Below are 22,754 nucleotides of genomic sequence, written 5' to 3' on the forward strand. Positions count from 1 at the left end.
GACGACCCTAAACATCTGACTTTCGTACATTCGCCGTACTTTCGGCGCTTGAGCCCGACAAACAACACAGCTTAAAGCGCCGTAACTACCCAAAGCCCTCCGCCAAGAGGAGGGGAAAGGAAGTCCACGTGCTGGACGTCAACTTTTTCGATGAACTTCGCATCGGACTAGCGACCGCTGACGACATCCGTCGATGGTCCCGTGGCGAGGTCAAGAAGCCTGAGACCATTAACTACCGCACCCTGAAGCCGGAGAAGGATGGCCTGTTTTGCGAGCGCATTTTCGGCCCCACCCGCGACTGGGAGTGTGGCTGTGGCAAGTACAAGCGTGTGCGCTACAAGGGCATCATCTGTGAGCGCTGTGGCGTTGAGGTGACCAAGTCCAAGGTTCGCCGTGAGCGCATGGGACACATCGAGCTGGCCGCTCCCGTCACCCACATCTGGTACTTCAAGGGCGTGCCCTCTCGCCTGGGCTACCTGCTGGATCTGGCTCCGAAGGATCTGGAAAAGATCATCTACTTCGCCGCCAACATCATCACCTCCGTCGACGAGGAAGGTCGCCACAACGACCAGTCCACCCTCGAGGCAGAGATGATGCTGGAGAAGAAGGAGGTCGAGCAGGAGCGCGACGCTGAGCTGGCCGACCGCGCCAAGGTGCTTGAAGAGGACCTGGCTGAGCTCGAGGCCGCTGGTGCCAAGAACGATGCCAAGAAGAAGGTGCAGAACGCGGCTGACCGCGAGATGCGCCACATCCGCGAGCGCGCCGAGCGCGAAATCGACCGCCTGGACGAGATCTGGAACACCTTCGTCAAGCTGGCACCGAAGCAGATGATTGTGGATGAGAACATCTACAACGAGCTGGTCGACCGCTACGAGGACTACTTCACTGGCGGCATGGGTGCAGAGGCCATCCAGACCCTTATCCGCAGCTTCGACCTCGAGGCTGAGGCTGAGGTGCTGCGCGAGGTCATCCGCGACGGCAAGGGACAGAAGAAGCTGCGTGCTCTGAAGCGCCTGAAGGTCGTCGCAGCGTTCCTGCGTTCCGGCAACGACCCGGCCGGCATGGTGCTGGACTGCATTCCGGTGATCCCGCCGGAGTTGCGCCCCATGGTGCAGCTGGACGGTGGCCGCTTCGCGACCTCCGACCTGAACGACCTGTACCGTCGCGTGATCAACCGCAACAACCGCCTGAAGCGCATGCTGGACCTCGGCGCCCCCGAGATCATCGTGAACAACGAGAAGCGCATGCTGCAGGAATCCGTCGACGCGCTGTTCGACAACGGCCGTCGTGGTCGTCCGGTCACCGGCCCGGGCAACCGTCCGCTGAAGTCCCTGTCTGACCTGCTGAAGGGCAAGCAGGGCCGCTTCCGCCAGAACCTGCTGGGTAAGCGCGTGGACTACTCCGGCCGTTCCGTGATTATCGTTGGTCCGCAGCTGAAGCTGCACCAGTGTGGTCTGCCGAAGCTGATGGCTCTGGAGCTGTTCAAGCCATTCGTGATGAAGCGCCTGGTCGAGAAGTCCTACGCGCAAAACATCAAGTCCGCTAAGCGCATGGTGGAGCGCCAGCGCCCCGAGGTGTGGGACGTGCTGGAAGAGGCCATCGCCGAGCACCCGGTGATGCTGAACCGTGCACCTACGCTGCACCGCCTGGGTATCCAGGCCTTCGAGCCGATCCTGGTCGAGGGTAAGGCTATCCAGCTGCACCCGCTGGCCTGTGAGGCCTTCAACGCGGACTTCGACGGTGACCAGATGGCAGTCCACCTACCGCTGAGCGCTGAGGCACAGGCAGAGGCTCGCATCCTGATGCTGGCTTCCAACAACATTCTGTCCCCGGCCTCCGGTAAGCCACTGGCTATGCCGCGTCTGGACATGGTGACCGGCCTGTACTACCTGACCCTGCTGAAGAAGCCGGAAGAGTTCGGTGGTCAGGGTGCCTACACCCCGGCTACCGACGAGGCTCCCGCACAGGGCGTGTACTCCTCCCTGGCCGAGGCCATCATGGCTTACGACCGTGGCGTGCTGGGCCTGCAGGCTCCGATCCGCGTGCGCATCAACCACCTGCGCCCGACCGCGGAGATCGAGGCCGAGCGGTTCCCGGATGGTTGGCAGCGAGGCCAGACCTGGCTGGCGGAGACCACCCTGGGTCGCGTGCTGTTCAACGAGCTGCTGCCGTGGAACTACCCATACGTAGAGGGCGTCATGGCGAAGAAGCCACAGGCTACCGTCATTAACGACCTCGCGGCGAAGTACCCGATGATCACCGTGGCACAGACGGTGGACAAGCTGAAGGATGCCGGCTTCTACTGGGCTACCCGCTCCGGCGTGACCATCACCATGCACGACGTGCTGGTTCTGCCTAACAAGCAGGAAGTTCTGGATAACTACGAGGCCAAGGCTCGAGTTATCGAGAAGAAGATGGCACGCGGCAAGATCAACGAGGCCGAGCGCTACCAGTCCCTGGTTGACCTGTGGAAGGAAGCTACCGACTTGGTGGGTCAGTCCGTCGAGGATCTGTACCCGGACGACAACCCGATTCCGATGATCGTGAAGTCGGGTGCTGCCGGTAACATGCGTCAGATCTGGACCCTGGCCGGCATGAAGGGCATGGTTACGAACTCCCGCGGTGAGTACATCACCCGCCCGATTAAGACCTCCTTCCGTGAAGGCCTGTCCGTGCTGGAGTACTTCAACAACTCCCACGGTTCCCGTAAGGGCCTGGCCGATACGGCTCTGCGTACCGCCGACTCGGGTTACCTGACCCGTCGTCTGGTGGACGTGGCGCAGGACGTCATCGTGCGCGAGGACGACTGTGGCACCAAGCAGGGTGCCATGATGTCCGTCGCTGTTCCGGTTCTGGATGGCGAGGGCAAGCCGACCGGTAACTACACTCCGGCAGACTTCGTCGAAACGTCTGTTCTGGGTCGTTACCTAGCTAGTGACGCCACCGACTCCGCAGGTACCGTTCTCATCGAAGAGGGCAAGGTCATCGATGAAGCCGGTTTGCAGAAGCTCATCGAAGCTGGCGTGGAGGAAGTCAAGGTCCGCTCCGTGATGACCTGTGCTACCAACACTGGCGTGTGCTCCACCTGTTACGGCCGTTCCATGGCGACCGGCAAGAAGGTCGAGATCGGCGAGGCCGTCGGCATCGTCGCCGCTCAGTCCATTGGTGAGCCGGGTACCCAGCTGACCATGCGTACGTTCCACCTGGGTGGTGTCGGTGGCGACATTACCGGTGGTCTGCCGCGTGTTCAGGAGCTGTTCGAGGCTCGTGTTCCGAAGGCCAAGTCCCCGATCGCTTCGGTGGACGGCAAGGTTCGCATCGAGGACGACGACAACTTCTTCACCCTCACCATCGAGCCGGATGACGGCTCCGATGATGTGGTGTACGAGAAGCTGTCCAAGCGCCAGGGTCTGGCAACGCTGGGCACCGGTGGCGTGGAGCGTCCGATCCGCGATGGCGACCACGTGAAGATGGGACAGCAGTTGCTGAAGGGTGCCGCGGATCCGCACGAGGTTCTGCGCGTGCTCGGCCGCCGTGGCGTGCAGCAGCACCTGATCAACGAGGTCCAGAAGGTCTACCGCGATCAGGGTGTGGCCATCCACGACAAGCACATCGAGATCATCGTGCGCCAGATGCTGCGCCGCGTGACCGTCATCGACTCCGGCTCGACCGAGTTCCTGCCGGGCTCCCTGGTGGATCACGCCGACGCGGTGGCTGCGTCCAAGGAGGCCGTCAAGACCGGTGGCCGTCCGGTGGAGGTTCGCGCCGAGATCATGGGTATCACGAAGGCCTCCCTGGCTACCGAGTCCTGGCTGTCCGCCGCCTCGTTCCAGGAGACCACCCGCGTGCTCACGGACGCTGCCATTAACAAGCGTTCCGACAAGCTGATCGGTCTGAAGGAGAACGTGATCATCGGTAAGCTGATCCCGGCTGGTACGGGTATCTCCCGCTACCGCAACATCACCGTGGAGCCGACCGAGGAGGCTCGCGCAGCGGCGTACTCCCTGCCGTCCTCCTTCGGGGATGGCTTCTACGCCGACGACAACTACGGCGAGTTCACCGGCGCTGCCGTGCCGCTGGACGACATGGATCTGATGTAACCCATTAAGATCCCCGGACTGGCTGCCCTGTGGGTTTGCCGGTTCACCATTTAAGCGGGCGCTTCCCTTCGAACGGGGAGGCGCCCGCTTTTGTGCGTCCTGGTGCACTGGTGCCCTAAGATGAGCTGCATGGGAATCATGTTTCGTAACTCCAAGAACTTCGGGCCATTCCGAGTAAACACCTCTTCTGGTGGAGTCGGCGGCTCCACCCGCCTAGGCCCTGTGCGACTTACTCAGCGCGCCGACGGTCGCCAGACAGTCACCATTCACACGCCGATCCGTGGCCTGAACTTCACCAAGACCTTCGGCAGTAAACGCCGCTAATTTCCCAGCGCCCGCTTCGTCTTCTTTGTCGCCGTTGCCGCCCAGGGATCCTCGGGCCATGGGTGCTTCGGGTAGCGCCCCCGCATGTCCTTACGCACTCCCTGATAGGGGCCATCCCAGAAGCTCCGCAGGTCGTCGGTGACGGCAAGCTCGCGCCCGGCCGGGGACAGTAGGTGGAACAGAACCTTTTGCCCCGCGATCGTGGGGGATTCCGCCAGACCGAAGCATTCCTGCAGCTTGACGCGCACAATTGGGCGCCCGGTTTCGTAGCTGATCTTCGGTGCTGAACCGCTGGGTACCTCTAACCTCTCCGGAGCCAGTTCGTCCATCCGCCCGGCCTCGGGCCACGGAAGTTGCCGCATGATTGCCTGGTATGCGTCGATGTCGGCAATCCTTTCGCCCGCCACGACCCTCTCGGCTTCGGGCGTGTAGTCGCCTGCCGTGAGTTCCGGCCACGGTTCGCCGAGTTGTTCGCGGAGGTAGTCGACTCTTTCCTTTATTCTTGACGCCCCCTCCGTCATCCGTAGCCACCCGAGTCCCTGGGCAGCCAAGGCTGCGACTGCCTGGCTCCTTTCTTGGTCGCCGAGCTCGGTGATTGATACTGGCGTGCTGGATAGTTCGATGGCTCCAAGGTGCCGGGTGCGGCGGGCGCGGAGCTTCCCGTCGGCAATATGCGCGGTGACGTCCTCCCGCACCTGGGCGAGGGGTGGTGTTTCTAGCCGCGCGGCCGCGCGGATCAGGGGAGTGCGACCCAGCTGCACTTCCGCTACTGCCAACCATTCGGAGCCGCCGAGTGAACGGCGCAGCTCCGGGGCCAGCGTGGCACGTGTTCCGGAGGCCAGTAGGTATTCTGTGCCTTCACAGCCACTGCCACTGCCGCTGCCAGCGCTGCCGCCGCTGACGGCCACCATTTTAGCCACGCGGTCGGGGTAGGCCGAGGCAACAACCTCGCCGGGAGTCGCCGAGCCCTGGTCGTCCACCATGCGCGCGAAACGACGCACTTCGGAGACTTGTGGCCGCGCTTCGGCGAGATCCCCCTGAAGACCGGTCGACAGCGCGGCCACTACCTCGGCTGCGGCGGAACCGTGAGCCAGCAAGGCGGCACCCAGGCGCGGGTCGGCGGGAATCCGTGCCAGCTTCTGACCCGTCTCTGTGATCGCGCCGTGCCTATCCAGCGCGCCCAAAGCCTGCAACTCCTCGTTGGCATCGGTGAGGGTTGCGGCCGGAGGGGCGTCCAGAAGAGAAATATCTGGCGAACCCCAGGCAGCGAGGGTCAGGGCGGCGGCGACGAGATCCGACGAGAGGATTTCCGGGGTGATGCCGGGCGCGAAGTGGGAATAGTCTGCCGCGGAGTAGGCGCGGTAGACCTGGCCGGGGCCGAGGCGACCCGCGCGACCGGCGCGCTGATCAGCGCTGGCTTTGGAGGTAGAGGTGGTGACCAGCCCCGTCATGCCGCGCGCTTGGTCGCGGCGGGGAGTGCGGGACAGGCCGGCATCGACCACCGCATGTACGCCGGGGACGGTGAGAGAGGACTCTGCGATGGAGGTGGCGACGACGATGGGGGAGTCGCCGGCGAGCGCGACATCCTGTTCGTGGGAGGTCAGACCTCCGTGGAGTGGTACGGAATCGGGGAGGTGGGAGCAGACCCAGTCGATTTCCTTGCGGCCCGGCACGAACACAAGGGTGCGATGGTCGGGATGGCCTGCTTCGCGCTGGCTTGAGTGGGCCTGCAGCGCCAGATCAGCGACGTGGCGGTAGAAGGCAGGGGAACCTTGGGCACGCTCGGGGTGCGGGTGATAGGAGATATCCAGCGGATGAGTGACCGCTGGGGTGGAGGCAACCTGCGCACCCATATAGTCAGCGAGCTTCTGTGTGTCGACGGTGGCGGACATGGCGCAGAGGTAGAGCTCCCCGGCGGGATCGCCTTCGCGCAGTAGTGCGACTTCCTGGCACATGGCCAGCACAAGGTCGGAATCCAGTTGGCGCTCGTGGACTTCGTCGATGAGAACCGCGCCCACGCCCTCCAGGGCGGGGTCGGCGAGGAGGCGGTTGAGGAGGACTCCTGGGGTGACGAAGTCCACGAGGCTGCCGGGGTGGTGTTCTCCGCGGATGCTGTAGCCGACGCGGTCGCCTACTCGGGAGCCGTCGAGGTGGGCGAGGCGCCGGGCTGCGGCGCGGACGGCCACGCGACGAGGTGCGGTGACTAGGACCTTCGGCGGAGTAGCCGGGGTGGCTTGGGTGGCTCGGGCGGCTTGGGAGGCCGTGCGCGCTGTGTGCCGCAGAATATTGGAGAGTGCAGGCGGAACGAGGGTTGTCTTACCTGTTCCGGGAGGTGCTTCCACCACCAGTGAGCCGCGTTCTGGGATACGCGGTAGAAGCTCGGCGGCGGGCAGGCCGTCGCCGATGATTGCTAGGTCGAAAGGGGGAGGAAACATCGGGATGATTGTAGGCCATCCCGATGCCTCCGCTTTGGTTCTAGTGGAAGAACTTCATCACGCAAGAAATCAGCACTCCCAGAACTCCGGCTCCGAAGAGGGAGAGCCAGAAGGTCTTCTGGGTTTCCTTTGCCTCATCCGACTTGTCGATGCCGAAGATCTTCTGGAAGAAGGCGAGGATGCCTTCCTTGGAAGAGCCGCTAGCCGAGGACTCCGGATCCTTCGGGTCCGCTGGCTTGGGGTCTTCCGGCTTCGGGTTCGGCTTGGGCTCTGGCTTGCTCGGACCTTCTGGCTTGTTTGGATCCTCCGGCTTGCCTGGGTCTTCTGGCTTGGGCTCTGGCTTGCTCGGATCTTCTGGCTTGTTTGGATCCTCCGGCTTGCCTGGGTCTTCCGGCTTCGGCTCCGGCTGCGACGCAGCCTTGATGGCGGTCTCATTCAGTTGTACGGCGGTAGTCGTGCACTTTGTGGGAACGTCTCCAACCTTGGTGACCATTGTCAGATCGATCACGTTGTTTGGTGCACTGACGGTTACCTTTTGCCCATCCTTGGAGCGGAGGGAGAACTCGACTGGCTTCGCAGAGACCGTAATGTCCTGGCTACCGGTCTTCGATGCCGTGAGGACGTTGTCGACCGTCAGAACGCCGTTGGACAGGGTTACTCCTGCCGGGGTACCAACCAGCTCGGCATTTGGGGACACTTGCAGGCGCGCAGTACTGGACTTTGCCTCGACAGAACTAATCAGGCTGAATGCGAAGGAGGAGATCTTGGACTCGCCAATCGAGACCTTTACAGGGATATCTGCGCTGGGCGCGACTTCGCTTGGCATGTCAACGGTGACGGTGCTGGAGGTTTCTACTGATTTATCAACTCCTAGTGCCGTGTAAGTGCAGTTGAGTGCCAGGTTCTTGTTGGTGGCTTCTGCAGCAGCCTGAGGCAGCAGAGAGGGGGCAGCTACGCTGGTAGCGGTGAACAGAAGGGACACTGCGGCCGCACCAGCAGCGAAACAGCGATTAATACGAAGACTCTTCATCGGGTCATCCTTAAGATCTTGAACAAATGCCCAACAGATGTTTCTGTGGCGAAACTAAAATTAACATGAGTGGTTTCTGGCCTGTGGGCAAAATGGTCAAGAAAAATCTTTCGGGGGAGCGGGTTGCTGTGGGCGGTCTTAGTGGTGGCGCCTTAGCTCATTTGGTTTCCTGTGCGCACTGCGGTAGTCTCACCGACGTAGATTGTATTGCTCCAATGGCGCGCACCATCAGGTGAACGGCAGAGGGTGCTTAATACAGGGATCTTCGTGCCGAGTGCGCGGAGTGATACAAAACGGTAGCGGCCCCGAAAGAGCCCCCATTTTTTGCTGTTTAAAGGCGTTTTATTCACCTAGCGGCGCTGGTGGGGAGCCAACTCCGGGGTCACGATGTACCGAGACTTCTGCAAGTTTAAAACCCAAAGAAGAAAGTCTATCTATGCCAACTATTCAGCAGCTGGTCCGCAAGGGCCGTCACGATAAGAGCACGAAGGTTGCCACTGCTGCGCTGAAGGGCTCCCCGCAGCGTCGCGGTGTGTGCACCCGCGTGTACACCACCACTCCGAAGAAGCCGAACTCCGCACTGCGTAAGGTCGCTCGTGTTCGCCTGACCTCCGGTATCGAGGTTTCTGCCTACATCCCGGGTGAGGGCCACAACCTGCAGGAGCACTCCATGGTGCTCGTCCGCGGCGGTCGTGTGAAGGACCTCCCGGGTGTTCGTTACAAGATCGTGCGTGGTTCCCTCGACACCCAGGGTGTTAAGGACCGCAAGCAGGCACGTTCCCGCTACGGCGCTAAGAAGGAGAAGTAAACAATGCCACGTAAGGGTCCAGCACCTTCCCGACAGCTAGTCAAGGATCCGGTTTACGGCGACGTTCTCGTCTCCCAGCTGGTTAACAAGGTTCTCCTTGACGGTAAGAAGTCCACCGCCGAGCGCATCGTCTACGGCGCACTGGAGCAGTGCCGTGAGAAGACCGGCACCGATCCGATCCTCACCCTGAAGAAGGCTCTCGACAACGTTAAGCCGGCTCTTGAGGTTCGTTCCCGCCGTGTTGGTGGCGCTACCTACCAGGTTCCGGTTGAGGTTCGCCCCGGCCGTTCCACCACTCTGGCTCTGCGTTGGCTGGTGACCTTCACCCGTCAGCGTCGTGAGAACACCATGACCGAGCGTCTCGCCAACGAGATCCTGGACGCATCCAACGGTCTGGGTGCATCCGTGAAGCGTCGCGAAGACACTCACAAGATGGCAGAGGCCAACCGCGCCTTCGCCCACTACCGCTGGTAGCAGCGGCCTTATAGCCTCACCGCCCTAACTTTATAAAGGGCAGTGGGGCTATAGTGCTATTGACCGCGTGAGGGCGTCATCTAGAAAAACAACTAGAAAACAACCGGCCCCCGACGCGACTTGACGGCGCAAAGCTGGCACAATAGAACGAGTACGTAATCACCTGCGGCTTGCAGGGGCTTTTTAAGGCACTTTTGAACATCAATGTGAACATCATGGAAGCCTCGGCCAAGTCGCTCAACAACGAAATGAGCGGGGTAACCCAGTGGCACTTGAAGCGTTGACCGACCTGAAGAAGGTCCGCAACATCGGCATCATGGCGCACATCGATGCTGGTAAGACCACCACCACGGAGCGCATCCTTTTCTACACCGGCATCAACCGTAAGATCGGTGAGACCCACGATGGCGCCTCCACGATGGACTGGATGGAGCAGGAGAAGGAGCGCGGAATTACGATTACTTCCGCCGCGACCACCTGTTTCTGGGAAGGCAACCAGATCAACATCATCGACACCCCGGGTCACGTGGACTTCACCGTAGAGGTGGAGCGCTCGCTGCGTGTTCTGGATGGTGCCGTTGCTGTGTTCGACGCCAAGGAAGGCGTTGAGCCGCAGTCCGAGCAGGTCTGGCGCCAGGCAACCAAGTACGACGTTCCGCGTATCTGCTTCGTCAACAAGATGGACAAGCTGGGTGCGGACTTCTACTACACCGTGCAGACCATCATCGACCGCCTGGGTGCAAAGCCACTGGTAATGGCCCTGCCGATCGGTGCGGAGGATGACTTCGACGGCATCGTTGACCTGCTGAACATGCGTGCAGTTACATGGCGCGGCAAGGTTGAGATCGGCGCGGAGCCGACCTACGAAGAGATCCCGGAGGATCTGAAGGAAAAGGCTGAGGAGTACCGCGAGAAGCTCGTCGAGACCGTTGCTGAGTCCGACGAAGAGCTGATGGAGCGCTACTTCGCTGGTGAAGAGATCACCGTAGACGAGCTGAAGGCACAGATCCGCAAGCTGACCATCAACTCTGAGGTCTACCCGGTTTACTGTGGCTCTGCCTACAAGAACAAGGGCATCCAGCCGATGCTGGACGCTGTGATCGACTTCCTGCCGAACCCGATGGACGTTGGCTCCATCAAGGGCCACGACGCTAAGGACGCCGAGGTTGAGGTTCTGCGCAAGCCGTCCAAGGATGAGCCGTTCTCCGCTCTGGCTTTCAAGGTTGCCGTTCACCCGTTCTTCGGCAAGCTGACCTATGTCCGCGTGTACTCCGGTTCCGTCGAGTCCGGTGCACAGGTCATGAACTCCACCAAGGACAAGAAGGAGCGCATCGGTAAGCTGTTCCAGATGCACTCCAACAAGGAGCAGCCGGTGGATCGCGCATCCGCTGGTCACATCTACGCCTTCATTGGTCTGAAGGACACGACCACTGGCGATACCCTGTGTGACGCCCAGGATCCGGTCATCCTGGAGTCCATGGACTTCCCGGATCCGGTGATCGAGGTGGCCATCGAGCCGAAGACCAAGTCTGACCAGGAGAAGCTGGGTACCGCCATCCAGAAGCTGGCGGAAGAGGACCCGACCTTCACCGTTAAGCTGGACGAGGAGACCGGCCAGACCGTTATCGGCGGTATGGGCGAGCTGCACCTGGACGTTCTGGTTGACCGTATGCGCCGCGAGTTCAAGGTCGAGGCAAACATCGGTAACCCGCAGGTTGCTTACCGCGAGACCATCCGCAAGCCGGTCGAGAAGCTGGAATACACCCACAAGAAGCAGACTGGTGGTTCCGGTCAGTTCGCACGCGTCATCATCGCTGTCGAGCCGTACGAGCCGGAAGAGGGCTCCGATCAGACCTACGAGTTCGTCAACGAGGTCACCGGTGGCCGCGTGCCGAAGGAGTACATCCCGTCCGTCGACGCTGGTATCCAGGACGCTATGCAGTACGGCTACCTGGCCGGCTTCCCGCTGGTGAACATCAAGGCCACCCTGCTGGATGGTGCTTACCACGAGGTCGACTCCTCCGAAATGGCCTTCAAGCTGGCTGGTTCCCAGGCACTGAAGGAAGCTGTTGCCAAGGCAAAGCCGGTTCTGCTGGAGCCGCTGATGGCCGTTGAGGTCATCACCCCTGAGGAGTACATGGGCGACGTTATCGGCGACATCAACTCCCGCCGTGGCCAGGTCTCCTCCATGGATGACCGCGCTGGCGCCAAGATCGTGAAGGCAAAGGTGCCGCTGTCCGAGATGTTCGGCTACATCGGCGACCTGCGTTCCCGCACTGCCGGCCGCGCTAACTTCTCCATGATCTTCGATTCCTACGGTGAAGTTCCGACCAACGTCGCATCCGACATCATCGCGGAGCGTAACGGCGGTCAGGCCTAATACAGGCAGACCCCTAGCAAGGTGTCTTGTTAGTGACGCCCCTTCGGCGCCCGTCTCTACGGGCGTTGTCTAAAGGGGGAAGGCACGGGCGAGGGGCCTTGCAGGGTAGGGGTCAGCACGGCGTAGGCCTGCGTCAATAAACAAATAAAAAAATAGATTGCTTGCGTGGCCAGGAATGGCTGCAGGTCTGGAAGCTACCCCAATGTTCGTGGGGTTTCAGATCAAGCGTGGCGGTCAATTTTTCTAGATGACTAAAGTGACGTAGGATGCGGTGTGCTGGCCGTTACCCAGTTCGCGTGTAGCGCGACTGGCCTCGAAACACAAAGTCGGGGCAAAGATGTTCGTTACACGGATAATCTGAAATTCGGCAAGAAGTAAGAAACTAGCCAGTAGGCGACCCGAAACAGACGGGAAGGCAACTGGTTGGCAACAAAAGTTAATGTGGCTGCGAGAGTCGTAGCCACCGAGCAGTCCAGGAGGACACAAAGTGGCGAAGGCTAAGTTCGAGCGTTCCAAGCCGCACGTAAACATCGGCACCATCGGTCACGTCGACCACGGCAAGACCACCACCACTGCCGCGATTACCAAGGTTCTGGCTGACAAGTTCCCAGAGGCCAACAAGTCCTTCGCTTTCGACGCCATCGATAAGGCGCCGGAGGAGAAGGAGCGTGGCATCACGATCAACATCTCCCACGTTGAGTACGAGACCGAGAAGCGCCACTACGCTCACGTTGACGCTCCGGGCCACGCTGACTACATCAAGAACATGATCACCGGTGCTGCTCAGATGGACGGCGCCATCCTGGTTGTTGCTGCAACCGATGGCCCGATGCCGCAGACCCGCGAGCACGTTCTGCTGGCTCGCCAGGTTGGCGTTCCGTACATCCTGGTTGCACTGAACAAGTGCGACATGGTTGACGATGAGGAGCTGCTGGAGCTCGTTGAGATGGAGGTCCGCGAGCTGCTGGCTGAGCAGGACTTCGACGAGGAAGCTCCGGTTGTTCACATCTCCGCACTGAAGGCCCTGGAGGGCGACGAGAAGTGGGCTAACCAGATTCTCGAGCTGATGCAGGCTTGCGACGACGCCATCCCGGATCCGGAGCGCGAGACCGACAAGCCGTTCCTGATGCCGGTTGAGGACATCTTCACCATTACCGGTCGCGGTACCGTTGTTACCGGCCGTGTTGAGCGTGGCATCCTGAACCTGAACGACGAGGTCGAGATCCTGGGTATCCGCGAGAAGTCCCAGAAGACCACCGTTACCTCCATCGAGATGTTCAACAAGCTGCTGGACACCGCAGAGGCCGGCGACAACGCTGCACTGCTGCTGCGTGGCCTGAAGCGCGAGGACGTTGAGCGTGGCCAGATCATCGCTAAGCCGGGCGAGTACACCCCGCACACCGAGTTCGAAGGCTCCGTCTACGTTCTGTCCAAGGACGAGGGCGGCCGCCACACCCCGTTCTTCGACAACTACCGTCCGCAGTTCTACTTCCGCACCACCGACGTTACCGGTGTTGTGAAGCTGCCGGAGGGCACCGAGATGGTTATGCCGGGCGACAACGTTGACATGTCCGTCACCCTGATCCAGCCGGTTGCTATGGACGAGGGCCTGCGCTTCGCTATCCGTGAGGGTGGCCGCACCGTTGGCGCTGGTCGCGTTACCAAGATCACCAAGTAGTCTTAACTACGCAGCTGATCGCCGCTTAGCGCTTAGGCGCTAAACGGTTATAGCCCCGGGTTCCGAAAGGAATCCGGGGCTTTTGCTATGGCAACGGGCGCCGGTAGCGCTAGGGAAGCTAGTCCCAGGGCTAGTCCCAGGGCTAGTCCCAGGGGAAGCGATTCAACGTAGTCCAGCTGAGCGTGTTGTTCTTGCCAGACGTCGGCACGGCGAGGCTGAGGGCGTCCGCAATATAGCGATCCTCACTCATCTCCAACGGCGTGCCCTTCGCATCGCGCGACAAGCGTCGGTGGACCAGTACGGGGTCGCCGGCATCGAGAGGCAGCCAGCGCGCGTCTACCTCGCCCGCCTTCGCCGCGGAGAACACGTTGTCGGCAGCAAAGAAGTGGACGTTGTGGCGGGAGGCCAGTTCGTTGGTCACCGAAGGGCAAGTCGGATCCATCGGCTCGACTTTGGTGCCGACCCAGGCCGGGTAGCGGGTGCGTTCCAGCATGATGGGGGAACCGTCGATGGTGCGCACACGCAGCACGGTGAGTACTTGTTCGCCCGGGGGAACGCGCAGAAGCTCGGCATCCTGTTCGGTCTGCTCTGCCCATTCCTGGGAGATGACGTGTCCGCCTGGCGTGCGTCCGCGGCTGTAAGCCCATTGAGCGAAGCTGCGGAACTTGGAGATCTCGGGGAAGCGCGCCGGCATGCGCATGACTACTTTGCGCGCGCCGCGTTTCGAACTCAGGATGCCTTCGTCGACCAGTACATTCAGCGCCTGGCGCATGGTGCCGGGGGCAACGTCGAAGCGGTCTGCAAGGGCTTTCTCGCTGGGTATGGGTTCCCCAACGCGTAGCTTTTGGCTACGGATTTCCTCGCGCAGTTCGCGTGCGATTTGCTCGTAGCGGGTGGTCATTTGTCGCCCTCTCTGTATCCGCGGCGAAACTCTTCCGGCAGTTTGTTTATGACCGTGTTCCTGATGTTCCCCGCAAATCGTCCGGCGCTACGTGCGAGGTTCTCTGCCATCCCGACGGCCTGCTCGGCTGCGTCCATGGCCTGTTCCGCTCTCTGTTCGGAGATGAAGCTTGGCCGGTGTTCCTGGACCTGGCGGCGTAGGCGTGCCCGCCGATCCCAGCTTTCGTCGAGTACCCGCAGCGCCTCGATCAGTTCGGCATCCGTCCCACCTGCGTCGGGGTGGTGCTTCCGAACTAGTGCGCGCCGTTGGCGTTGGTATTCGGGGTTGCTGCGGTAATCGCTCAATGCAGTTCCTCTGTTGTGGACGCCACCTGCGGCCATTCGCCTTCAAATCTCATTTGTGTGGCGATTGTAGTTGTGGGCTGCCTCAATGGGGGAGAGGCGCTGCCGGTACATGGAAAAGCCCACCTGCATCGGCTACTAGGCCAAGGAAGGTGGGCTGGTTTCTAGCGCGCGTGTCCCCTTGGGGATACGTGCCTTAGGGCTTCGGCTTAAGCGAAGATCTTGCGGCGAACGGCGAACGCGCCAGCTGCGACCATAGCCAGGACAGCCAGGGCAGCCAGGCCGCGAGCAGCGGTGTTGGAGCCGGTCTGTGCCAGCATGCCGCGGTCGGTGTTGGCAGCGCCAGCGTCCTGGCCGGCCAGCTGGCCGCCCTGGGCGATGACCTCGTCCTTGTTTTCCTGCAGCATCTTGTCGGAAGCTGCCTTCTCCTCGGCAGACGGAGCTTCCTTGCTGTTCTCGTCCTTGACGTAGGTCTTGCCGTCGTTAGCCAGGTGCCAGACGATGCCGCCGATGATCAGGGCAGCCGGCAGAGCCAGCCAAGCCAGCTGCTTCTTGTCGAACTCCTGGCACTCTGCGCGCATCTCATCGGTGATCGGCTCGTTGACCTTGTTGGGATCCTTCACGTAGACGTTCGGATCCTGCAGGTGCTGGTAGCAGGTGTTGCCGAACTTGTCTTTCTTGGTGGCCGGAGCCGGGATGCCCTCTTCGGTCGGGACGCCGAAGGCCTTGTTGTAGTCTGCACGCATCTGGTCGGTGATCGGCTCGTTTGCCTTGTTGGGATCCTTCACGTAAACGCTCGGATCCTGCGTGCTCTGGTACCAGGTGTTACCTTCGTCATCCTGCTTGGTGGCCGGGGCCGGGATGTTGGTGTCCTCGGCAGAATCAGTCTCCGTAGCGGGAATCTGAGCCTGGGCAACAGTTGCGCCGCCGAGAGTGAGGGCGCCAGCCATTGCGACTGCGGTCAGGGATTGCGAGAAACGCTTCATGTTATCTCCTTCAAGAAATAGGTCGTGCGCAATGCCCACCAAACAGCGAAGGCATTAACACGAGTAACATTAGACCCGTCCTTAACATTTGTCACATCTTTTTCTAAGTTAATGAGATTTAGCGCATTCTGGGGGTAGTGCTTCTACTGACCCGATTGCCCAGGGTGGGGAGCGCTAGCGGTGCTGGAAGTTCCCTGATATTGCCAACCCACAACAGCATTACGCACGGCAGAGGCAAGGGGGTTCGCGGGCTGGATGCAGCTAATCGTCAGTAGTCGGCCCGGCATGGGGCCGTCCCCCCAAATCTGTGGATCCTTCGATAGCGCATCCTTGCTGGGATCGTGCAGGTCGGATGCGGAATAGACCAGCCAGTTGTCTCCAGATTCGGCTGTGCGGATATACAGCTTGTCGCCCACGGCAACTCTATGGCGATCTGCCGTCCCGTCGTATAGGTCGTTGAATACAGCAGGTACACCTGCGCCGGTGTGGCCTGCAATTACCACGATGTCTGGCGCATTCGTTCCAGGTAGTGAATACGGGCGATCAGGCGCGGTGTACGTGCATGCCTTATCCAAAGTGTCCGGGTCGATGGCCCCGTCCTTGACTCGGCACGAACCCTCCTCAAAGTTCGCATGCACGTTGATCGCCGGAATAAACATCTCTTGAGCTGCGGCCGGCGGAATAGTGGGCGACTGTTCCGCAACAACCTCGTTGGATTCCAGACCTTCCGGAGGCTTGACGGACGAGTCGTGCGGCCACAGCGCGAGGACAATGAGCGTGGCGAAGATCGCGGCGCCAATGCGCGCAATAAGCCGCCTCTTATCCTGAGGGGTTTTTTGCTTACGGTGTTTGGGTGCCTGCCGCCTACGGATGTTGCCTCCCGCGTGCGCCCGACGCTGGGGTCGTGTCGTAGCGTGTCGCGGCGCCGCAGGACGCGCCGAAGTAGATGGCGGTATCGGATGGCGCGTCGGGCCTGGGGAAGGGCGACGTGAGTTGCGGGGGTCGCTCATTATTGTTCCTTCTTTAGATGACGCCACCTTTAGGCCATCCATCATCAATCTCAACTTTGTGGTGATTGTAGTGCTCCGTGGCCCTTCTGGAGTAAAAGCAGGTGGGCGCGTTGGGGCGTCAATAAGAAAAGAGAGTAGTGATTTGGTTTCGGCGCGCCCGGTGTGGTTCAATACTTGACGTTGCTTTAACACGGCACATGAGGCCAGTCGGGTGAAGCCAGGCTGAACCAAGAAGGTGTCGATGGTGAAGTGAGCATGATCCATCGTCGGTGAAGAACCTCGCGAAAATGATCCTCCAAGGATTGTGGCGAGGCTGCTTTGCTGTGCGGTACTTAAAAAGCGGAAAGGCGACACGCCCGACCGCGGGTGCCGGAGGATGGGGCATGGTAAATGAACAGCGGCAGTAAGCGAAGGAAATCCTTCCGACAAAGCGCGGAACACGCTTCCAAGCTTGGCTCCATATATGAGGACTTAATTAGTTAAGGCCAGACGTGGAACCAACAGGGGCGGGAACCGGGTGTTGTTACAAAGACTTGTTAACCCAAGTGCGTATGGCGTGTGTTCATTAAAACCAAATGACCCGCGTCCATCGATGGCACAAACAAGTAAATGTAAGACACAAGCGACACTGGCGACTGGACCAGGCCCCAAGGCCGGACAGCGTTAAGACTAAGACAGACAAAAAGCGTGCTAACCCGCTGTTCAGGCAGCAGGTGCGCTTTGAAGGAAGAGGACAAGCGTGGCGGGACAGAAGATCCGCATTAGGCTCAAGGCCTACGATCACGAGGCTATCGACGCTTCTGCCAAGAAGATCGTCGAGACGGTAACCCGTACCGGCGCTCGTGTTGTCGGCCCAGTGCCACTGCCAACTGAAAAGAACGTGTACTGCGTCATCCGTTCTCCGCACAAGTACAAGGACTCGCGCGAGCACTTTGAGATGCGTACGCACAAGCGTCTGATCGACATTCTCGACCCAACCCCGAAGACCGTTGACGCTCTGATGCGCATCGATCTTCCGGCCAGCGTCGACGTCAACATTCAGTAAGCGGCAAAAGAGTCTGAACTACTGAAAACGGCAGCGGAAGAGAAACTATGAGTGATATTGAGATCAAGGGCATCCTGGGCAAGAAGCTCGGCATGACCCAGATCTTCGACGAAGAGAACCGTGTTGTACCGGTTACCGTCGTCGAGGCTGGGCCTTGTGTCGTTACCCAGGTGCGTACCAAGGAAACCGACGGCTACGAGGCCGTACAGATCGCCTTCGGCGAGATCGACCCGCGCAAGGTCAACAAGCCTGCCGCTGGTCACTTCAAGAAGGCTGGCGTGACTCCGCGCCGCCACGTCGCTGAGATCCGCGTTGCAGACGCATCCAGCTACGAGGTTGGCCAGGACGTCACCGTCGACATCTTCAACGATGTCAAGTTCGTCGACGTGACGGGCACCACCAAGGGTAAGGGCTACGCCGGTGGCATGAAGCGCCACGGCTTCGCCGGCCAGGGTGCTGCACACGGTAACCAGGCTGCTCACCGCCGCGTGGGCTCCATTGGACAGGCAGCCACCCCCGGCCGCGTGTTCAAGGGCAAGCGCATGGCAGGCCGCATGGGTAACGACCGCGTTACCCAGCAGAACCTGAAGGTTGCCAAGGTCGACGCAGAGTCCAACCTGCTCCTGATCAAGGGCGCAGTTCCGGGTGTCAACGGCGGCCTCGTCGTTGTCAAGACCGCAGTGAAGGGCGGTGCACACGCATGAGCAATCTAAAGCTTGATGTCCACACCGCTGACGGTAAGACCAACGGCACGGTCGAGCTGCCCGCATCCATCTTCGATGCAGAGGCAAGCGTCGCCCTGATGCACCAGGTCGTTACCGCTCAGCTCGCAGCAAAGCGCCAGGGTACCCACGCTACGAAGACTCGTGGCATGGTGTCCGGCGGTGGCCGTAAGCCATTCCGCCAGAAGGGCACCGGTCGTGCTCGCCAGGGCTCCATCCGCGCTCCCCACTTCACCGGTGGTGGCACGGTTCACGGTCCGCAGCCGCGCGACTACTCCCAGCGCACCCCGAAGAAGATGAAGGCCGCCGCTCTGCGTGGCGCCCTGACCGATCGCGTGCGTCACGACCGCATCCACGTGGTCGAGGAGCTGGTCCCGGGCCAGACCCCGTCCACCAAGGCTGCACGCGCTTTCATCGAGCGTCTGACGGACCGCAAGTCCGTGCTGGTCGTCCTGACCCGCGAAGACGTCACCGCATGGAAGTCTGTGAACAACCTGCCGCAGGTGCACACCCTGGTCAATGACCAGCTGAACACCTACGACGTTCTGAACGCAGATGACGTTGTGTTCTCCGTGGAGGCACTGAACGCTTTCATCAACGCCGCTGATAAGACCAAGGAGGAGGCAAAGTGAGCACTGTAGCTGATCCTCGCGATATCATCATCGCCCCGGTCGTATCTGAGAAGTCCTACGGCCTGATGGAGCAGAACGTTTACACGTTCCTGGTTAACCCCAGCTCTAACAAGACCCAAATCAAGATTGCCGTCGAGCAGATCTTTGGTGTGAAGGTCGCCAGCGTTAACACCGTTAACCGTGAGGGCAAGCGTAAGCGCACCCGCACCGGCTACGGCCAGCGCAAGGCAACCAAGCGCGCCATGGTGACCCTGGTCGCCGGCAGCGATCCGATCGACATCTTCGGTGGAGCGACCGCCTAAGGGCGGCCGGATACCGAAAGGTAAAGAGGAAGCAAGAGTATGGCTATTCGTAAGTACAAGCCGACTACGCCGGGTCGCCGCCAGAGTTCTGTCTCCGAGTTCGCGGAAATTACCCGTCCGACTCCTGAGAAGTCTCTGCTGCGCCCGCTGTCGAAGACCGGTGGTCGTAACGTTCACGGCCACATCACGACCCGTCACAAGGGTGGTGGCCACAAGCGCCGCTACCGCGTTATCGACTTCCGTCGTAACGACAAGGACGGCGTGCTGGCTAAGGTTGCTCACATCGAGTACGACCCGAACCGCACCGCTAACATCGCACTGCTGCACTACCGCGATGGCGAGAAGCGTTACATCATCGCCCCGCGTGGCCTGCAGCAGGGTGCCCTGCTGGAGTCCGGCCCGAACGCAGACATCAAGGTTGGTAACAACCTGCCGCTGCGTAACATCCCGACCGGTACCACCATCCACGCTGTGGAGCTGAAGCCGGGCGGCGGCGCCAAGATGGCTCGTTCCGCTGGTGCCTCCATCCAGCTGCTGGGTAAGGAAGGCAAGTACGCAGTCCTGCGTATGCCGTCCACCGAGATCCGTCGCGTTGACATCCGCTGCCGCGCCACCATCGGCGAGGTCGGCAACGCTGACCAGATCAACATCCGCTGGGGCAAGGCCGGCCGTATGCGCTGGAAGGGCGTTCGCCCGACCGTCCGTGGTGTTGTTATGAACCCGGTTGACCACCCGCACGGCGGTGGTGAGGGTAAGACCTCCGGTGGTCGTCACCCTGTGTCTCCTTGGGGTCAGCCTGAGGGACGCACCCGCAAGCCGAACCGTCCTAGCGACCGGATGATCGTTCGCCGTCGTCGCTCCAACAAGAACAAGAAGCGCTAAGAGGAGGTAGTAGAGAATGCCACGCAGCCTGAAGAAGGGCCCATTCGTCGACGAACACCTCCTTGCGAAGGTGGACGCTCAGAACGAAAAGGGCAACAAGAACGTCATCAAGACGTGGTCCCGTCGCTCGACCATTCTTCCCGATTTCATCGGCCACACTTTCGCCGTCCACGACGGTCGTAAGCACGTACCGGTGTTCATCGACGATTCCATGGTCGGTCACAAGCTAGGTGAGTTCGCTCCTACGAAGACCTTCAAGGGTCACGTCAAGGACGACAAGAAGGGTCGTCGATAATCATGTCTGACACCGTAACCACCGCACGCGCAACCGCGCGTTTCGTCCGCGTCACTCCGATGAAGGCACGTCGCGTGATCGACACGATCCGTGGCAAGTCCGTCGAGGACGCACTGGCGATCCTGAAGTACGCTCCGCAGGCCGCTTCCGAGCCGGTCGCGAAGGTCGTTGCTTCGGCCGCCGCCAACGCCGAGAACAACTTCGGCTTGGATCCGCAGACGCTGGTCGTCTCTGAGGCTTACGCCGACGAGGGCCCGACCATGCGCCGTTTCCGTCCCCGCGCCCAGGGTCGTGCATTCCACGTCCGCAAGCGCACCAGCCACATCACTGTGGTCGTCGAGAGCCAGAAGGGAAGTGCTCAGTAGTGGGCCAGAAAATCCACCCCCACGGCCTCCGGCTGGGTATCACTTCCGAGTGGCGCTCCCGCTGGTACGCCGACAAGCAGTACGCTGATTACCTCGCCGAGGACATCAAGATCCGCGACTTCCTGTCCGAGGGTCTTGACCGCGCCGGCATCGCCAACGTTGTCATCGAGCGCACCCATGACCGGGTTCGCGTTGACATCCACACTGCCCGCCCGGGCATTGTGATCGGCCGTCGTGGCTCCGAGGCTGACCGCATCCGCGGCCAGCTGGAGAAGCTCACCGGCAAGCAGGTTCAGCTGAACATCCTCGAAGTTAAGAACATCGATGCCAACGCACAGCTGGTGGCACAGTCCATCGCTGAGCAGCTGACCAACCGCGTTGCCTTCCGCCGCGCTATGCGCAAGGCAATCCAGGGCGCTATGCGCCAGCCGCAGGTCAAGGGCATTAAGGTTGTTTGCTCCGGTCGCCTGGGCGGCGCGGAGATGGGCCGCACCGAGCGCTACCACGAGGGTCGCGTTCCGCTGCACACCCTCCGCGCTGAGATCGACTACGGCACCTACGAGGCCCACACCACCTTCGGACGCATCGGCGTCAAGGTGTGGATCTACAAGGGTGACGTCGTCGGTGGCCGTCGCGAGAGCCTGATGAATGCACGCGACGAGCGCCCGTCTCGCGGCCGTCGCGAGCGTCCACGTCGCGGTGGCGCACGTCGCCAGCGCGCTGAGCAGAAGCAGGAGGGCTAAGACAAATGCTTATCCCGAAGCGCGTTAAGTACCGTCGCCAGCACCGCCCGACCCGTCGGGGCGTGTCCAAGGGCGGCAACCGCGTAACGTTCGGCGACTACGGCCTGCAGGCCCTGGAGCCGACCTACATCACGAACCGTCAGATCGAGTCCGCTCGTATCGCCATTAACCGCCACATGAAGCGTGGCGGCAAGGTGTGGATCAACATCTTCCCGGATCGTCCGCTGACCCAGAAGCCGCTCGGCGTGCGTATGGGTTCCGGTAAGGGCCCGGTGGAGAAGTGGGTTGCTAACGTTAAGCCGGGTCGCATCCTCTTCGAGGCCTCTTACCCGAACGAGGAGATCGCCCTCGAGGCACTGCGCCGTGCTGGTAACAAGCTGCCCTGCAAGGTTCGCATCGTGAAGAAGGAGGATCAGTTCTAATGGCTACCGGAACTCCGGCACATGAGCTCCGCGAGCTCAACAACGAAGAGCTGACCACCCGCCTGCGTGAGGCGAAGGAAGAACTGTTCAACCTTCGCTTCCAGGCTGCGACCGGCCAGCTGACCAACAACCGTCGTCTGGGTGTTGTCAAGCGCGACATCGCCCGCATCTACACCGTCCTGCGCGAGCGTGAGCTCGGGCTGTCTACCAACCCGGGTGGTGACGCAGCATGAGTGAGGCAACCGTGAATGACAACGCAGCTGTGAAGAACGAGAAGGGCGCCCGCAAGGTTCGCTCCGGATACGTTGTTTCCACCAAGATGAACAAGACCATCGTGGTCGAGCTCGAAGACCGCAAGCAGCACGCACTGTACGGCAAGATCATGCGCCGTAACTCCCGCGTGAAGGTCCACGATGAGAACGAGACCGCCGGCGTAGGCGACCGCGTTCGCATCGAGGAGACCCGCCCGCTGTCCAAGGACAAGCACTTCCGTCTGACCGAGATCATCGAGAAGGCTCGCTAGTCCCTGCAGCTCTGAGAGCTCAGCCTGCTATGGCAGCTACGGCTGCTTAGGCGGCTGTAGCGCTAGACCCCCTCCCGCACTTTGCTGTGGTAGGGGGTCTTTTTCGTTTCTTGCTAACGCCCTCGCAGGGGACAAATGCTGTTGGGATGTAGCGGAGGTAGGTAACTGCCGGCGTGGGGGTCTAACTTCGGGGCGTTTAGGACATTTGTCCCGGATGACCCGTGGAAAGTGCAGCGTTGAGCGTGGAGAGTGGAGGCACGGGTGAGGTTTGGAGGGTGGACCATGGCGAGTGGAGACCCTCACGGTGCGTCCGCGTGTACACGTGACCGAGTCATGCCACACCCACCTGCATCTGT

General features: G+C 61.0%; 23 protein-coding genes. 17 read left to right on the forward strand and 6 right to left on the reverse strand.

The window, feature by feature from the left end:
- Nucleotides 1-128: 128 nt before the first annotated feature.
- Complete coding sequence (locus tag CRD15_RS05110; RefSeq protein ID WP_187402079.1) at nt 129-4,100, forward strand: DNA-directed RNA polymerase subunit beta'; 3,972 nt, start codon at nt 129-131, stop codon at nt 4,098-4,100.
- 129 nt (nt 4,101-4,229) lie between these two features.
- Complete coding sequence (locus tag CRD15_RS05115) at nt 4,230-4,424, forward strand: DUF4236 domain-containing protein (RefSeq protein ID WP_034971060.1); 195 nt, start codon at nt 4,230-4,232, stop codon at nt 4,422-4,424.
- On the opposite strand, the gene CRD15_RS05120 is transcribed toward CRD15_RS05115, so the two are convergent.
- Nucleotides 4,421-6,859, reverse strand: coding sequence for an ATP-dependent RNA helicase (locus CRD15_RS05120; RefSeq protein WP_187402080.1), 2,439 nt, complete (start codon nt 6,857-6,859; stop codon nt 4,421-4,423). The genes CRD15_RS05115 and CRD15_RS05120 overlap by 4 nt on opposite strands.
- A 40-nt stretch (nt 6,860-6,899) precedes the next feature.
- Nucleotides 6,900-7,889 carry a hypothetical protein gene (locus CRD15_RS05125; RefSeq protein WP_187402081.1) on the reverse strand — a complete coding sequence of 330 codons (990 nt, stop codon included), beginning with the start codon at nt 7,887-7,889 and terminating at the stop codon, nt 6,900-6,902.
- A gap of 436 nt (nt 7,890-8,325) precedes the next feature.
- On the opposite strand from CRD15_RS05125, the gene rpsL reads away from it, so the two are divergent.
- The 4 genes from rpsL (at nt 8,326) to tuf (ending at nt 13,229) form a co-directional block, all read left to right on the forward strand.
- Nucleotides 8,326-8,697, forward strand: a complete 372-nt coding sequence (gene rpsL / locus CRD15_RS05130; RefSeq protein WP_034971062.1) for a 30S ribosomal protein S12 — start codon at nt 8,326-8,328, stop codon at nt 8,695-8,697.
- A gap of 3 nt (nt 8,698-8,700) precedes the next feature.
- Nucleotides 8,701-9,171, forward strand: coding sequence for a 30S ribosomal protein S7 (gene rpsG / locus CRD15_RS05135; protein WP_005291999.1), 471 nt, complete (start codon nt 8,701-8,703; stop codon nt 9,169-9,171).
- Between the two features lie 265 nt (nt 9,172-9,436).
- The gene (fusA, locus tag CRD15_RS05140; protein ID WP_187402082.1) at nt 9,437-11,551 is read left to right on the forward strand and encodes an elongation factor G; all 2,115 of its coding nucleotides are present in this window, start codon (nt 9,437-9,439) and stop codon (nt 11,549-11,551) included.
- 487 nt (nt 11,552-12,038) lie between these two features.
- Nucleotides 12,039-13,229 (forward strand): elongation factor Tu, encoded by a 1,191-nt coding sequence (tuf, locus tag CRD15_RS05145; protein WP_187402083.1) that lies wholly within the window; start codon nt 12,039-12,041, stop codon nt 13,227-13,229.
- A gap of 142 nt (nt 13,230-13,371) precedes the next feature.
- On the opposite strand, the gene CRD15_RS05150 is transcribed toward tuf, so the two are convergent.
- The 4 genes from CRD15_RS05150 to CRD15_RS05165 all read right to left on the reverse strand — a co-directional run bounded on the left by CRD15_RS05150 (nt 13,372) and on the right by CRD15_RS05165 (nt 16,467).
- Nucleotides 13,372-14,130, reverse strand: coding sequence for a GntR family transcriptional regulator (locus CRD15_RS05150; RefSeq protein WP_187402084.1), 759 nt, complete (start codon nt 14,128-14,130; stop codon nt 13,372-13,374).
- Nucleotides 14,127-14,474 carry a hypothetical protein gene (locus CRD15_RS05155; RefSeq protein WP_187402085.1) on the reverse strand — a complete coding sequence of 116 codons (348 nt, stop codon included), beginning with the start codon at nt 14,472-14,474 and terminating at the stop codon, nt 14,127-14,129. Before CRD15_RS05155 ends, CRD15_RS05150 begins: the two co-directional genes overlap by 4 nt.
- Nucleotides 14,475-14,680: 206 nt before the next feature.
- Nucleotides 14,681-15,457 (reverse strand): hypothetical protein, encoded by a 777-nt coding sequence (locus CRD15_RS05160; protein WP_187402086.1) that lies wholly within the window; start codon nt 15,455-15,457, stop codon nt 14,681-14,683.
- A gap of 143 nt (nt 15,458-15,600) precedes the next feature.
- Nucleotides 15,601-16,467, reverse strand: a complete 867-nt coding sequence (locus CRD15_RS05165; RefSeq protein WP_255463749.1) for a sortase — start codon at nt 16,465-16,467, stop codon at nt 15,601-15,603.
- Nucleotides 16,468-17,206: 739 nt separating this feature from the next.
- Here CRD15_RS05165 and rpsJ point away from each other — a divergent pair.
- Genes rpsJ through rpsQ form a run of 11 tightly spaced genes read left to right on the forward strand, consistent with a single transcriptional unit; the run spans nt 17,207 to nt 22,398 of the window.
- Nucleotides 17,207-17,512 carry a 30S ribosomal protein S10 gene (rpsJ, locus tag CRD15_RS05170; protein WP_010120790.1) on the forward strand — a complete coding sequence of 102 codons (306 nt, stop codon included), beginning with the start codon at nt 17,207-17,209 and terminating at the stop codon, nt 17,510-17,512.
- A 47-nt stretch (nt 17,513-17,559) separates the two neighbouring features.
- Nucleotides 17,560-18,216 carry a 50S ribosomal protein L3 gene (gene rplC / locus CRD15_RS05175; RefSeq protein ID WP_005291985.1) on the forward strand — a complete coding sequence of 219 codons (657 nt, stop codon included), beginning with the start codon at nt 17,560-17,562 and terminating at the stop codon, nt 18,214-18,216.
- Nucleotides 18,213-18,866 (forward strand): 50S ribosomal protein L4, encoded by a 654-nt coding sequence (gene rplD / locus CRD15_RS05180; protein WP_011274166.1) that lies wholly within the window; start codon nt 18,213-18,215, stop codon nt 18,864-18,866. Before rplC ends, rplD begins: the two co-directional genes overlap by 4 nt.
- On the forward strand, nt 18,863-19,168 hold the full coding sequence (gene rplW, locus CRD15_RS05185) for a 50S ribosomal protein L23 (protein WP_005291980.1): 306 nt from the start codon (nt 18,863-18,865) through the stop codon (nt 19,166-19,168). Before rplD ends, rplW begins: the two co-directional genes overlap by 4 nt.
- 39 nt (nt 19,169-19,207) lie before the next feature.
- Nucleotides 19,208-20,050, forward strand: a complete 843-nt coding sequence (gene rplB, locus CRD15_RS05190) for a 50S ribosomal protein L2 (protein WP_187402087.1) — start codon at nt 19,208-19,210, stop codon at nt 20,048-20,050.
- A 16-nt stretch (nt 20,051-20,066) separates the two neighbouring features.
- Complete coding sequence (gene rpsS, locus CRD15_RS05195; protein ID WP_005291963.1) at nt 20,067-20,345, forward strand: 30S ribosomal protein S19; 279 nt, start codon at nt 20,067-20,069, stop codon at nt 20,343-20,345.
- Between the two features lie 2 nt (nt 20,346-20,347).
- A complete protein-coding gene (rplV, locus tag CRD15_RS05200) occupies nt 20,348-20,710 on the forward strand; it encodes a 50S ribosomal protein L22 (protein WP_005291960.1) in 363 nt (120 codons plus the stop codon).
- Nucleotides 20,710-21,453, forward strand: a complete 744-nt coding sequence (rpsC, locus tag CRD15_RS05205) for a 30S ribosomal protein S3 (RefSeq protein ID WP_005291959.1) — start codon at nt 20,710-20,712, stop codon at nt 21,451-21,453. Before rplV ends, rpsC begins: the two co-directional genes overlap by 1 nt.
- Nucleotides 21,454-21,458: 5 nt before the next feature.
- Nucleotides 21,459-21,875 carry a 50S ribosomal protein L16 gene (gene rplP / locus CRD15_RS05210; RefSeq protein ID WP_034971072.1) on the forward strand — a complete coding sequence of 139 codons (417 nt, stop codon included), beginning with the start codon at nt 21,459-21,461 and terminating at the stop codon, nt 21,873-21,875.
- Nucleotides 21,875-22,108 (forward strand): 50S ribosomal protein L29, encoded by a 234-nt coding sequence (gene rpmC / locus CRD15_RS05215; RefSeq protein WP_005291954.1) that lies wholly within the window; start codon nt 21,875-21,877, stop codon nt 22,106-22,108. The genes rplP and rpmC overlap by 1 nt, the downstream gene beginning before the upstream one ends.
- A complete protein-coding gene (rpsQ, locus tag CRD15_RS05220; RefSeq protein WP_034971073.1) occupies nt 22,105-22,398 on the forward strand; it encodes a 30S ribosomal protein S17 in 294 nt (97 codons plus the stop codon). Before rpmC ends, rpsQ begins: the two co-directional genes overlap by 4 nt.
- Nucleotides 22,399-22,754: the final 356 nt, after the last annotated feature.

This window comes from Corynebacterium sp. LK28 (assembly GCF_014335105.1).
In the GTDB taxonomy this organism is placed as follows: Bacteria; Actinomycetota; Actinomycetes; order Mycobacteriales; family Mycobacteriaceae; genus Corynebacterium; species Corynebacterium macclintockiae.